This window comes from Idiomarina rhizosphaerae, from assembly GCF_024159085.1.
Taxonomy (GTDB): Bacteria; Pseudomonadota; Gammaproteobacteria; order Enterobacterales; family Alteromonadaceae; genus Idiomarina; species Idiomarina rhizosphaerae.
Window position 1 is genome coordinate 53132 of sequence record NZ_JAMZDE010000008.1, and the last position, 13076, is coordinate 66207.

Here is a 13076-nt window from a genome sequence, read left to right on the forward strand (position 1 = left end):
AATGAAATCATTTACGTTGAAGTCACTTACCATAGCAATTGTTTCAACAGTTTCTTTTGCATCTGCAGCAGACACTTATAACATTGAAACAATTGAAACTTTGAATAATTACCGAAGCAGTATCCCGCAAAGTATTAACGCGAGTGGGCAAATTGTTGGTGTTGCGCGTTTTCCCGAAAATGTCGAAATTGATTTCTCTAAAGTTCCCACTCGACTACTCACGCAGATAGGTTTTGACCCTGAAGATGGCGAAGAACTGACAATTGCTCAGTATCAGGCAATTGTAGAAAACCTGGGAAACTATGCAAATAGTAGCCTTCAGACTCAACGTATTGGATTGAACCAGGCCTTCATCTACAACGGAACCAGCAGCGCCGTTAACGCAGTGCCAGCAACTGCGGATCAACTCGCTAATAGCGTCGACAGCTTCTTATACTCAATTAATAATGCCAATACAGCCGTGGGTGTCACTAGTGCACCGTTTGAGCTTATTGAACATGAATATACCAACTCTGAAGATGAAACTGAGACTGCAGAGTACTTTGTATCAGACTTTTTAAGTCGCGGAATGTGGTACAACAACGGCATATCTAATGTGGTTGAACCACAAGCCCAGGATTACCTGGGTGGTGAAAGTGCTATTTTTGATATAAACGACAGCGGGCTCGCTGCCGGTTATGAAAGCGTTGCTTTAAGCCCTGCCGCAACGACTCGAATTGAAGAAAGCTGTGAAGATCCCGAAGTTGCCAGTGCATCACAACCTTTAGAAGTTTGTGTATGGGGCATCTGGAGAGGCCTGCAAAACGCCGATGCGTCGAATATAGCTGCCTTTACTAACAGCCGTTATCGCTATAGCCGTCCCCGTTCAGGTTACAATGCGGGCCGTTCTATCTATGACATTCGCGGAAAGTTATGGCAGTTTGATGCTAGTGGTGAGGTCATTGAAGAAGTTGAATTACCAACTTTGGTAGAAAGAAGAAGCGACGACGAAAATGACTTCTCGAGTTATGCTTACGCCGTTAATAACAACGATATCGCAGTAGGGCAAAGCTGGACTTATCACCCCGCTCGCGGCGCTATTCGTATGCCTGCAATTTTCCAGAATCAAGAGGCGCTGCCTGTCACTGAAGACCCTGTTTATTTGTGGGGAGCTGCAACAGACATCAATGATTCGAATATTGCTGTCGGCCATTTGACCAAGCGTCCTGCAGGAACGTTGCGAAGCTACGGTTTCTATTATGATGTTGATGCGGGCGAGCTGACAATTCTTGACAGTTTCTTTAATGGCGCGTCGACCATCGTTCGCAGTATCAATGATAACGGAGAAATGGTGGGAACAGCAGAGGTTGACCCTACATTGTCTCAAGTTCGTGCCCGTGCTGGTTTTTACTATGATATGAGTGAGGAAGCACCGCAAATTATCAACCTGAACAATACCATTAGCTGTGACAGCGAATACAATATTGTTGATGCCAATGATATTACCGAAAACGGTGAAATTATTGCTACGGCGCTTAAAACTGAAGAATATACAGATGAAGAAGGGGAAACCCAAACCCGTGAAATTCTGGTCAATATAAAGCTCGATCCTATTGAAGGCGAACTTAATAACTGTACTGACAACGAAGAACCGGTAGAGCGTCAGGGCGCTGCAGTTGGGCTTGGCTCGCTACTTGGATTTGGCACCTTAGGTTTGCTTATTACCGGAATAAGAAGAAGAGCCTTCCTTAAGACCAAAAAATCATAATAGGTCTTGAAATAAAAAGTAGCACAGTTTCAATCCGTTAAAAAAAGTCAATGGATACTGTGCTGCTTTTACAATTGAACTCTCACCAAATAAGTCTATCAATAGTAATGAGGCAGCAAAAATGTCTCAACTCTCTAAATAATAATCTGTGAATAACAGGCGAGGGATAGATCTATGAAAAGACAAAAGCGCGATCGCTTTGAAAGAGCACATACTCAAGGCTTTAAAGCTGGTTTGCATGGTCGCTCAAAAGACAACTGTCCTTATCAGACCCAGGATGATTTTCGTTCCCACTGGCTGGGAGGTTGGCGAGATGCAATGGAAGCCCGAAATACCGGCTTATTCCGCTGATTGTCAGAGATATTAAAGACTAAAAAAACGCCGATAGCGAAAGCATCGGCGTTTTCTGCATTTAAAGAGGTATTATTAGAAAGTAGAAGTATCGGTGAACAAGCCAACTTTTAAGTCTTTGGCTGTGTAAATTTCGCGACCGTCCACTTCAACACGACCATTACCCACGCCCATAAATAGTTTACGTTTGATAACTCGTGTCATATCAATAAAGTAACTGACTTTTTTGTGTTCCGGCAGAATTTGCCCGGTGAACTTAACTTCACCAACACCTAATGCACGACCGCGCCCCGGGCCACCAGACCACGCCAGGTGAAAGCCAAGCAGCTGCCACATAGCATCAAGACCCAAACAGCCAGGCATTACCGGGTCACCTTTAAAGTGACAATCAAAAAACCAAAGGTCAGGATTAATATCGAGCTCGGCATGAATAAAACCTTTCCCGGCCGATCCGCCGTCTTCGTTAATTTCAATGATGCGATCCATCATCAACATATTAGGTGCCGGCAACTTACTGTTACCAGGACCAAACATTTCCCCGCGACTGCAGGCGAGAAGTTCTTCACGAGTAAAGCTCGATTGATTCATAAATACCCTAATTAATTGTTCAAAAAGCTAGGCAGCAGTCTAGCGTACAACTGTACGCTAGACAAATCCGACAAGTGATTTCTCAACTAAAAAGTCTTTGCCAAAAACCCCGGGGTTGATCATTATCAGAACTATCAAGTGTTCGTTCCCGAACTTTCTGAAAGAGTTCTTTAACCGGCGTGTCCGTCAGTAACTCTAATGCTTCCTCAACGTGCTCTACCGTGTACACATGAAATTTACCGGCTTTAACCGCGTCAATGATATCGTCATTGAGGTTAAGCTGATGTCTATTCGACTGAGGAATAATAACGCCTTGCTCGCCATTTAAGCCCCTGTGAGCACAAAGCGCATAATAACCTTCAATTTTTTCATTCACTGCACCAATAGACTGAACGTTACCAAACTGATCTATCGCGCCAGTAATAGCCAGTGACTGCTTCAGCGGCTGCTCAGCCAGAGCTGAAATCAAGCAGCAAAGCTCGCCAAGTGATGCGCTGTCGCCATCTACCTCATAGTAAGACTGCTCAAATACTACGGTAGCTGATACTGATAACGGTTCATGGCGGGCAAATTGGTTGGCCAAATAGGCGCTTAAAATCATAACCCCTTTAGTGTGAATATTACCGGAAAGGTCAGATTTACGTTCAATATCAATAATATCGCCATCACCATAGTGAATGGTCGCGGTAATTCGAGATGGCTCACCGAACTCACTGCCGCCCATAGTCACTACCGTCAGACCGTTCAACTGGCCAACTGCAGAGCCATGAGTGTCTATTCGAACCTGCTGTTCGAGTATGCTGCGGCGACTCAGTTCAGCAAGATTACCTTCACGATCCCGTTGTTGCTGCAGCGCTAAATCGATTGCCGCTTTATCTATCTTCGCGTGTTGATTCTGCAGCGCACAGTCGTTGGCTTCGCGAAGCAGTTGCAGTAATTGTATTGTGTTTAACGTAAGTTCCTGCTGGTAATCCGTATATCGGGCACAAACTCGCAGTAAGGCAGAATAACCATCTGTGCTTAACGGCAGCACATCGGCTAGTTGCCACACATACTGTAAGTAATTGAAGTAGGGCGCCACCGGTTCATTCTGAGTTGCATAATGGCCATGAAAGTCCGCCAAAAACGGGAAGAAGTTATCAAAGTCTTCGTCATACTCGCGCAGCTGTGCGTATTCGTTACGTGAACCCAGTAAAATAATCTTGATATTAATGGGCACAGACTCGGGTCGATAAAAGAAAGCTGCACCGGAAGTCGGCGACTGACGCGGCCACTCAAATTCTCCACCTTCGATAACATCCTTCAGGCGCTTCCAGAGCGTGATGTTTTCAAGCAACTGCGCAACTTCAATAGCCAAAACGCCACCGTTTGCTTTATGCAAAAGGCCGGCCTCAATCAAATGCAGCTCTGAACTGACTGTTCCTTCAACCGATTGCACACCAATGTGACCAAAGAGACGTTCCTCGGTAACACGGTCGCAATAGTAGTAAGGGGCAGGGTGCTGATGTCCCACTAAAACAGAGGCCAGGCTCTCGCCCTGGATGTCCTCAGCTTTTTTATCCCGTATTTGTTGCATGTAGTCACGCAGCTTGTGGGTATCAAACTGTTCAATAATGGTGTTGTAAGCTTCTTCGCGCTGATCTAACGGCCGCTGCAGAAAGCCCCAAATAGCTTTAATTGCAGCGTCGGCGGTTCCTGAAGGCAAATTGACACACAGAGGACGTAGAGGATCGGACGGATTCGCCAGATACAGCCAGTCATACCAATTAGTGAATTCCCAACGGCTATCAGTAAAGTAGGCATCGAGGATGTCCCTTTTTAAAAGACCACCAGGAAATAAAGCATAAATATTAGAGTATGTGCCATGTTGGCGTAACGCGTTATCTAAGGCTGTAACAGCTCGTTTTTGTCCAACTAAGGCATCTTCTTTAAGTTCCGCAGGCAGCTCTTTGAGCCACTCGTCGGTTTGTGGCTGTAGCGCCAGGCAGTCTAATTTCATTAAATTGTTCTTCTCTTAACTAGCAATAAAGACATGATAACAGAAATGCTGAATTGAGAGAGTTTTGCTGTGGGAAATAACTGCGGCCTGAGGGATCTTTGTCATTTTGTTACTGGGGAGAAACTTTTGTTTGAAGCTGAATCTCGGTAATCAGCGACTATATTTTTTCTTAAATACTTAACGTTAAATATGAAAGAAATATCCTCGAAAATTTAGTAACTTAAGTTTTCAATATTCCCTTAAACTACGTTTAAATACTTGCACCTTCTTAGATAGCTAATTACTGTAAACAAGATAAAGCCAAGCGAACGAAGAAGTCGTCGAATGAAGCAACTAATACAGAATGCAAAAATCTCATTTTCCTTAAGTGAATTAACGGGGAAGATTGAATGAAGTTTCATCAAACAACGGGAAAAGCAATAGTAGACAGCTCTTTTTCTCTCAATCAGCTACTGGTTTCTGCCGAACCATATTTATCAATATTAGATTCTCTATTCAGCTTAGCGACAATTATGGTAGCTGTCTTTGTCTATATTCGTTGGAAAAACGATGAATCAATAAAGCTCCTTTTAGGGGACTCTCAGAAATTAAAAAGAGAAGCGTACATTCTTGCAGCAATGCTGATCGAGACCATACATAAAACAACATCATTTTATGAGAGACAACACAGGGATGTAGAACATAATCCTTTTCTTGATGGCGTAGAGGGCGGTAAGGTTCTTCAAGAAGTAACAAGGAAATACTTAACTGAGTTATTTCTATATAGAAGTAAAAAAATGGCGATAATGGATGAGATTAGAAGTCTCAGCAGAAAAGAAATTACAGACATGGAAGATTTGGAAAAAGGTTATGAGGATATAGCTAACTTACTTAGTGAAATTGAAGAGCAAGAGAAAGATGAGAACTTTCCAGATTTCCTTAAAATGAAAAGAGAGCAATTATCGGAGAAAACTGTAAGAAATCGAGAAAAAGAGCTTTTGTTTATAATTGAACTAGACCGAAGGATAAAAAAGCTTAAATAACTTTACCCAGCCTTAATCTCAAACACTCTGATTCCTCCAAAATTCTCTCAACCGATTCAAGCATCTCTTTCTGGTTAAGCTGACGGTTCTTAAACCGCTCCGTCAGCGTTCTCTGACTCCATTTGTACTGCTCGATGAACTCAACATCAAAAGCCGACACTTTACCTGTAGGAAAGTGAATATTGGTACCATCAATACGCCAGTTGCTAAAAGGCTCGTATTGAGGAAGCCAGCCGCGAGCCATAACATCCACATAACGCTTTATGACGAGCGGCGGGTTACCGTCAAACCAACGGTAAATCGTTTGTAGACTTACGCCAAAATGGTCAGCAGCAGCCTTATAGTTAAAGGCGAAAACGCGCACAAAGTTTGTCTGAAATTCAGTTGCCACGGTAAAACTTCCTCCTAAATACTAGAAATCATCTCAGGTTACTCGAGAGAACTAAAGACAGGCCTGGAAAGCACCTAAAACTTAGTATAACTTAATTGCGTATAATGTATATTATGTTAAATCATAACTATATCAGTATAACTCTAGTACGAAGCACTTACTTTTGTAGTTCGCACATGTCATTGTCATTTTTCGCACACCATGTCATTAAGTTTGAGCCTACTCTATTATTGAATCAACGATATGTGAGTAAAGGTACGAAATTTTGACTATCCTGGAGGCTTTACAAAGAACTCTAGCGGCTTGCTGCTTCTCTCTGTATCCGCAGTGATTTTTATTTCTGGGCAATCTTGAACGATATCTCTTAGGCCTCCGGGTATATTAAAACATCGATGCGTTAGTTCTGATGAATCGCATTCCCCCAGAAGTATTCTAAACTCTCTTTGATAAGAGTATTGCTCTGCTTTATGAAAGACCGAGTGGCCGTAATAACCGCCTCGATAATAAGTAACAGCTTTTGAAGTCGTTGATGGCTCAACGGCCTGTATTCGGTTTATCAACTGATAAGACTGTTCAGGGCTAACGTAGGCATAGTAGGAACCAAATTCTTCACGTATACGCTCGAAATTGTGCTTCAACTTATCAAATTCCCGAACATCGCTTGGTAATATCAAACTAGCCCAACAATGAAGCCAACCGTCTTTACGCCCCATTCGTAAGAGAAAATCACTTGCTTCACCGGCGAAGCGTCCATCAACTTCAACAGTAAGTGGGTTATCTCCCCGTATTGAGCGAACACTAAGCAAACAGGATTCTTCCTTATCACCAATCCCCTTTTCAGCCGTTTGCCGGTAATACTCGGGTGTATTGCAATATAAACAACCATCTAGAAATTGCTCAAGATGCGCTCTTTGCCGGAAAACTTGAAAAGTCCAAGGTACTGCCCCGCTTTCGGCGAATTTTCAACAGTACTGTCGGTTAATGCGTTGCTCATGTAATTTTCCGCTTAAGGTTACCGTTTGGGTGATACTTCTCCCCCAACAATCTTCCGACCAACATGCACCGCCGAATCGAGTATTTCATGCAGCTCCTCTAAAGTTTCTAGATCGCCACCGGCACCTGCAACAAAGCCGTCAGTCGAGATGTCTTGAACAACTGAATCGATCAACTGATGAAATCGGATTATTCTTGCGGATAGTTCTGGATGAAGAAGACCAATCTTAGAAATGTGCTCTTGATAAACCTGTGAGTAGTGCGCCGGGACTTGTGCAGCGAACTGAATCTTGTCATCCGGATTCTGTTTGAGATAGTCTATGTCTTCCTTTAAATCATGAACGTATTTCCTACGCTCTATGACCTCTAACAAAGCGGATATTTCAGAAACAATTGCGATCTCTACAGACCGCTTCTCCTGCCTTAATTTTCTCTTCTCTAGAAGGAAACTAGGAAAGAAGGTAGAAACACCGCCAACGAAAGCTCCACCAATAGCAGCTATAACCGGCAACCATTCGTTTTTCTCATCGGCGAACATCGACCGTAGAATGTCGATTGTCTGCGCAGCTTCCAGTAATTGTTGTGTGTCCATTCATACTCCCTATGAAATATAACGCTAAGACGACTCGATTTTAGAAGTCGGGAGCATCGTCTTGTTGTAAGTTTTCCGAAGTTTCAGACGTGATGCTCCTGATGATGAAGGTACCGCTGTCGATCGCGTGCCTGATCAATTCCGGTGGGCATGCCGACACACCATGTACATCGCTAGCGTTTCGTCGAAATGATCCCATAACGTAAGCGGCTTGATTGATCGCGCCTCGATAGTTTTGCCATAGCCTATTAACTTCATTGCTATCATCAGTCATCTGGTTAAACTTGTCCCGGTAGGCGGGCTCTAAGACAGCAAATGAACGCGACACCCTCTGCTGATATGAGTCGTCATTAGGGTTTCCAAGATCGTGTACTCTGTAGAGGTTGTTTGTGACTGCGTCTAATGCGCTACATACGGCGGTCATTGCACCCGAATAATCTCCTTCGCCAAACCGACGGTATGCTGTACGAAGAAGGTTCTTCACCTCTTCCGAAAAATCTTTGACGGCATCATCGATTTGAAAGTCCAGCGGACGAAGCTGTCCATCAACTAATTTCCACCCAAACCTCTGTGCGCAATCTGAGATACGCGTTTCAAGGTGACTGTTTTGTTCAAGCATCGCGGCTACAAGATTCTGTATCGCTTTGTCAGGATCAGGCTCTCTTGAAATTAGGCCGTCCAACGCATCAAGGAGCTCTCCTTTTGATGCACCTTTGGCTGGTAATGACTTCTGTTGGAGGTGACCCAACTCTTCCACCGGTAACGCAGCCGCTGCTACAGCATCCTTTATCTCATTAAAGGTAAAACCATCTTTGACTGTTGGTCGAAGCGCCCGCCAAACCTTTTTTATTTCTACTTTCATTGTTTACCTTTGCGTAATGCCGCGCACTGGGGACGTTTTGAAGCCCAGCGGAAAAGTTATCCTACAGCATCGTCCTGCTAGTGTTAATTTACGAACGCAATATAATTCATGCTTGAGTGGCTGCATGATAACTTAATGGACCTTTAATCATATTGATAGTTATATGTATTCAACATGTCAGAGGTTTCATACGGATCTCCACGTCGGGTTCTACGGCCATTTTCAGCAAATAAAAAAAGCTTTTCTTTTGCTCTTGACGCTATTACGTAAAGCATTTTGGATTGGGCATCAAGTCCCACTTGGATTGGCTGTTTATAGATGTCATTCCAATGCGGGACAAAACCTTTCAGTAAACCGAATGCGATCACAGTCTTATATTCTTCCCCCTTTACCCCATGACAAGAGTTTATAACTATTCCAGTAGACCTCTTAAAAAAACTCTTAAGAGCTACTACCGTATCCTCATATTGACCGTCGTTGTTTTCTATATTTGAAGTGGCTTTCTCAAAGAACAGATCAAGTTGTTCCTTTAGCAACAAATCATAAGCTAAATCTATGTCTAATTCGGACAGTATAAACTCAAAGCACTCTTTAAGGTATTTAGTGCCTACACCAGTATCACTGTGAAAAGAGTTAATTACTTTAAGCAGTTTTTTAGCAGTTAAATCACGAGTGTGATGATGTTTCTCTACGAGATTATTTAACAACTCATTTGCCCATCTAACACGAGAGCTGAACAACTTTTCTGATGGTTCAGTCAATACCAACTTGGAAACTATCAACCAAAAATTGTCTTGTTGACCATGAAACGGCGACAAAGCTGGGGCATCAAACTTCACATTCGGTAATAAAGTTATGAGCTTCTTTGTCATTGACCTTATTGGTGCCCATTGAGGAGCGATAACACATATATCATTTTCACTTGTACCGCTATTGAGCTCTGTTTGAATTAACTCTGATATGGCTTCAGCAAGATGCTCTTTGTCAACTGATTGATTGAAAAAGCTTATGATCCCTTGCTCATTTCTATGCGCCGCTTTTGATACTCCTCCTTGAACGCCTCTAAAAGCCGAGAAATAGTCAACCAGTCTTTGCGTAGAGCGGTAATTGTCGCTAAACGTAAATTGGTTGATATTGCTACCCACAAATTCAGCGTTCAACTCTGCTAAGGTAAGAGATTTACCTCCAATGCCTCCATAAATTGCTTGATTTTCGTCGCCTACGATAAACAAGGAAGGTTTTATATGTGACTCGTTAAATATTTTGGCTAAAATTGCATACTGTAAATCTTGAGTATCTTGCACTTCATCAACACAAATATGAGTGAATATATTGCTTAAATTCTGGGCGATTTCTGGCCGCGTTTCCATTAACTGAAATGCAAAATAGAGTGACTGGTCAAAATCAATTTTCTTTCTTGAAGATAGTATCTGACGGTATTCTTGCTCCACTGCTTCTGCTCGAGCATTTTGGTTTTCAACCACACCCTGCCTATTAAAGGTTGTATTTACGTCATCGAAAAAACCTAAACCTTTATCAGATTTTAATTTGCTAAGTATTTTTCTTGTCTCAAACTCATCCGCAACGGAGTATCCCGAGTTAAGTGTTGCAGAGTATGAGGCATAAGGCTTTATTAACCACTCAAGGGCAAAGGAGTGAATCGTCCCAGCCCAAACGCGACCATTTTCTATGGTGAAACTTTCAGCTAATCTAGCCTTTATTTCATCAGCAGCTCGGTTTGTGAAGGTTACAGCGAGCACTTTGTTGTTTTTATGCTTTAACTCCTCAACAGCTTTCGCTATCCAGGCCGTAAGTGCTCTAGTTTTTCCGCTCCCGGGACAAGCCGCAACGTATGCATTACCATTGTAGTTTACAGCTGCATGCTGTTCATTGCTTAACTTCATACCTACCTGTCCAGCAGCTCAATCAGGTAAGACAAATCGTCATCAGCACATCTTTCTTTAAACTCGTCAATGCACGCATTCATATCTGTTTGATTATTGCTAAAGAATTGTAGTGGCTTTTCATCATCTTCTAATGCTGGCATGGGCTTAGAAAGCCTGTGCCAGCACATCTTATAAAGAATTTTAGGTGCAAGTTTGTAGCCACATGAAAATGCAATTGCATCTAATATGTAACTTGGGATGTAAGTTTGAGAGGTCACTTTTTCCGACAACAAAAGAGCTAGCCATCCTTTGCCAACCTTCTCCGCAAGACGAAGTATTTCTTTTCCAAATACTTCTACAGCATGATTTTCAAGCAAATTTGATGATTTAGTTATGTTGGCTTGCTGTTGATAAATAGAGGAAAGCACTTCTTTTGCTTCAATTGAATTATCAGCGCCTATAAAGTCGACTTCAAAAGTATGGTTGGCGTAAAAAGCGCTAATAAAGTCATTATCCTTAGTATGTTCGTCTAACTTTCCCTTTCTAATTAACCCTGACTTTTGAGAGTTTCGACATGACCTTTGATACTTGCTGTCATTGACCTCATCATCTGGTAAGGGAACGATGGATGTATCTAAGTCAGTAATAATCGCACAGTGTTTTCGTATTCTTTCGGGGTGAAATAAGTTTGAAATATGTTCAAAAAAAGCGCTATCCATACTTATTAGACTTATCCCAAGCTCGTCCAATGAAACACCGAGAACATTTCTAACTAAAGCCGGGATCAATATAAGCTCTGCTTCTCCCTCAACTAAAATTACTCCTTTGGCAAACAGGAGAGTTGAGCGTGTGGCGTTCAGGTACCTTTCTATACGATCACAATCCGTGGGAGTAAGTTGATTTGAGGGTTGAAAAACATCAACGTGATTTTCATTCAACCCAAGTATATTAATATCGGCAATCTTTGCTACGGATGAAATGTGAGTTGAGTGTGTTGAGAGAAAGACTTGGGTTTTGTCAATTGAGTGACTTTCAAACAGTGTTTTCTGAATGTGAGTATGAATGTGAGCTTCTGGCTCTTCTATGACTAAAAATTGTGCTGCCTTATCAGCTTCTTGCTTCCGTTCATATTCTAGCAGTTTCAGTGCGACATATATTAGGTTAGCACCGCCGAGACTAAGCTCATTAAGGTCGCCACTATAGCCATCAACATAGTTGTCACCAACAGTTAACGAAAGCTTTTGTAAAAGTTTGTCCAACTCACTTGGTAGAGACGACTCAATATCAATGACTGGCGAAAACGTATAGCCAACCGTTTTGTGCAGCGTATCTTGAATTCCACTGGAAACTTTTTTAATTTCATCTAATTCCGAAATTGAGTCGTTGACTTCAGAAATGAGAGTCGTAATGTTTTCGGCGTCTTGCTCGGATATTTCTGACTCCAGGCCTTTTAATAAAGCTATTAATGGACTGTTTCTGTAATTTTTTAAATCGGAAACTACATCTCTAAGTGCTTTGACAAATGTAAAGGATACTTCTTCGTGTAATGGTGAGAGTTTTACTCCGTAAGCCATAAAATTCCTGTCGTCAGGGTCTGGGAATACGAAGTTGTGAAAGTCTCCTACCAGGTTTCGGTATGTACCTTCGCATAGAAAATTGGCGTTAGCTCTGCCTGAAAATACTGGCTCGTAATCCTCTATGGTAATTTCATCAATGATTTGCTGAGCTAAAACTTGGTTGCCGCTGGCTTCAAACAGTGCTTTCCTTATTTTCAGGCAAGGTCGGAAATAATAAGTTAGAGTACCTTTTTCACTGCCGTCCACATGCCCAGCATCATGTTTTAGCATCTGGCAACCTTCATGAGATGACAGTTCATCAAAATCTACCGAAATGACAATCCAGTGACCTCTCCAGTCTCCAAGGTTACGGCAGAAGTCACTATCCCGTAACTTTGTAATGTTTCTGGGGAGAGACTCGTCAAGAAGAAGACGTAGAGCGAAAAGAGCATTAGTCTTACCTGAACCATTTTCGCCAAGAATGGTATTGACACCTTTCTTAAAGGAGAACTTTGCGGTTGAGAAATTCCTAAAATTGCGTATCCGTAATGAGCTTATGTACATCCCTTCACCTATTGACTTTTAACCCCCCTAATACTAAAAGAGTATCTTTCGAGCACTCCATAAGGCTCTTAATACAGTGCATGAGGGTTTATGAACCAGTCAAAATATACTCCCACCGTAAAACTCTCGGATAAGCCAATGCAGTCTAGGTATGCGCAGTTACCCTAAAATGGCGGTAATATACTGAACTTTAAGTTTTAGTTATGTTGTTGACACTAAACGACTTAAGTTAACAATACAATGTAATATAGATGATATTTTAGAGATAGGTTTACCTTGCACAGCTTGTGCCATAGGGGCTCTACCCAGATTTTGTGAAAGGAGCCTATTTATTGTTTATGTATTTTAGGCGAAAACTTAGGATACTCAGGGGTACGCCAGTTACCGCGCTTTAGTTTCGGTGCGGGAGATAAGTTAATAGTTTTAACGTGATGACATTTTATCGTGTCGCTTTAAAAAAAGTAACGTGTGAAACCGGCCTTTGTGACCTATGGCGCGGGCTTTTTTAATGACAATGACACGTGT

Annotated in this window: 11 protein-coding genes; 3 read left to right on the forward strand and 8 right to left on the reverse strand. The window is 42.2% G+C overall.

Annotated elements, in window-relative coordinates:
* Position 1: 1 nt before the first annotated feature.
* Both NJR55_RS10590 and rmf read left to right on the forward strand, forming a co-directional pair.
* Positions 2-1747: a DUF3466 family protein gene (locus NJR55_RS10590; protein WP_253619912.1), complete on the forward strand. Its 1746-nt coding sequence runs from the start codon at positions 2-4 to the stop codon at positions 1745-1747.
* Between the two features lie 174 nt (positions 1748-1921).
* Positions 1922-2098 carry a ribosome modulation factor gene (rmf, locus tag NJR55_RS10595; RefSeq protein ID WP_011234532.1) on the forward strand — a complete coding sequence of 59 codons (177 nt, stop codon included), beginning with the start codon at positions 1922-1924 and terminating at the stop codon, positions 2096-2098.
* A 75-nt stretch (positions 2099-2173) separates the two neighbouring features.
* Here the strand turns inward: rmf and fabA are convergent, their stop codons facing one another.
* A complete protein-coding gene (fabA, locus tag NJR55_RS10600) occupies positions 2174-2686 on the reverse strand; it encodes a 3-hydroxyacyl-[acyl-carrier-protein] dehydratase FabA (RefSeq protein ID WP_011234533.1) in 513 nt (170 codons plus the stop codon).
* A gap of 82 nt (positions 2687-2768) precedes the next feature.
* Entirely contained in the window at positions 2769-4685 is a 1917-nt protein-coding gene (locus tag NJR55_RS10605; RefSeq protein ID WP_253619913.1) for a Lon protease family protein, read from the reverse strand.
* A gap of 389 nt (positions 4686-5074) precedes the next feature.
* On the opposite strand from NJR55_RS10605, the gene NJR55_RS10610 reads away from it, so the two are divergent.
* Positions 5075-5707 (forward strand): hypothetical protein, encoded by a 633-nt coding sequence (locus tag NJR55_RS10610; protein WP_253619914.1) that lies wholly within the window; start codon positions 5075-5077, stop codon positions 5705-5707.
* Here the strand turns inward: NJR55_RS10610 and NJR55_RS10615 are convergent.
* The 6 genes from NJR55_RS10615 to NJR55_RS10640 all read right to left on the reverse strand — a co-directional run bounded on the left by NJR55_RS10615 (position 5700) and on the right by NJR55_RS10640 (position 12551).
* Positions 5700-6098, reverse strand: coding sequence for a hypothetical protein (locus tag NJR55_RS10615; protein ID WP_253619915.1), 399 nt, complete (start codon positions 6096-6098; stop codon positions 5700-5702). The genes NJR55_RS10610 and NJR55_RS10615 overlap by 8 nt on opposite strands.
* A gap of 269 nt (positions 6099-6367) precedes the next feature.
* Complete coding sequence (locus NJR55_RS10620) at positions 6368-6904, reverse strand: hypothetical protein (RefSeq protein ID WP_253619916.1); 537 nt, start codon at positions 6902-6904, stop codon at positions 6368-6370.
* 206 nt (positions 6905-7110) lie between these two features.
* Positions 7111-7683 (reverse strand): hypothetical protein, encoded by a 573-nt coding sequence (locus NJR55_RS10625; protein ID WP_253619917.1) that lies wholly within the window; start codon positions 7681-7683, stop codon positions 7111-7113.
* Between the two features lie 40 nt (positions 7684-7723).
* The gene (locus tag NJR55_RS10630) at positions 7724-8545 is read right to left on the reverse strand and encodes a hypothetical protein (protein WP_253619918.1); all 822 of its coding nucleotides are present in this window, start codon (positions 8543-8545) and stop codon (positions 7724-7726) included.
* A 143-nt stretch (positions 8546-8688) separates the two neighbouring features.
* Entirely contained in the window at positions 8689-10449 is a 1761-nt protein-coding gene (locus NJR55_RS10635) for a UvrD-helicase domain-containing protein (protein WP_253619919.1), read from the reverse strand.
* 2 nt (positions 10450-10451) lie between these two features.
* A complete protein-coding gene (locus NJR55_RS10640; protein WP_253619920.1) occupies positions 10452-12551 on the reverse strand; it encodes an ATP-dependent nuclease in 2100 nt (699 codons plus the stop codon).
* Positions 12552-13076: the final 525 nt, after the last annotated feature.

What these genes read in the sequence shown, in the direction of transcription:
- NJR55_RS10625 (WP_253619917.1), bottom strand. Translation starts at nt 7,683, where the DNA reads ATGGACACACAACAATTACTGGAAGCTGCGCAGACAATCGACATTCTA.
- NJR55_RS10590 (WP_253619912.1), top strand. Translation starts at nt 2, where the DNA reads ATGAAATCATTTACGTTGAAGTCACTTACCATAGCAATTGTTTCAACA.
- NJR55_RS10630 (WP_253619918.1), bottom strand. Translation starts at nt 8,545, where the DNA reads ATGAAAGTAGAAATAAAAAAGGTTTGGCGGGCGCTTCGACCAACAGTC.
- rmf (WP_011234532.1), top strand. Translation starts at nt 1,922, where the DNA reads ATGAAAAGACAAAAGCGCGATCGCTTTGAAAGAGCACATACTCAAGGC.
- NJR55_RS10640 (WP_253619920.1), bottom strand. Translation starts at nt 12,551, where the DNA reads ATGTACATAAGCTCATTACGGATACGCAATTTTAGGAATTTCTCAACC.
- NJR55_RS10635 (WP_253619919.1), bottom strand. Translation starts at nt 10,449, where the DNA reads ATGAAGTTAAGCAATGAACAGCATGCAGCTGTAAACTACAATGGTAAT.
- NJR55_RS10605 (WP_253619913.1), bottom strand. Translation starts at nt 4,685, where the DNA reads ATGAAATTAGACTGCCTGGCGCTACAGCCACAAACCGACGAGTGGCTC.
- NJR55_RS10610 (WP_253619914.1), top strand. Translation starts at nt 5,075, where the DNA reads ATGAAGTTTCATCAAACAACGGGAAAAGCAATAGTAGACAGCTCTTTT.
- fabA (WP_011234533.1), bottom strand. Translation starts at nt 2,686, where the DNA reads ATGAATCAATCGAGCTTTACTCGTGAAGAACTTCTCGCCTGCAGTCGC.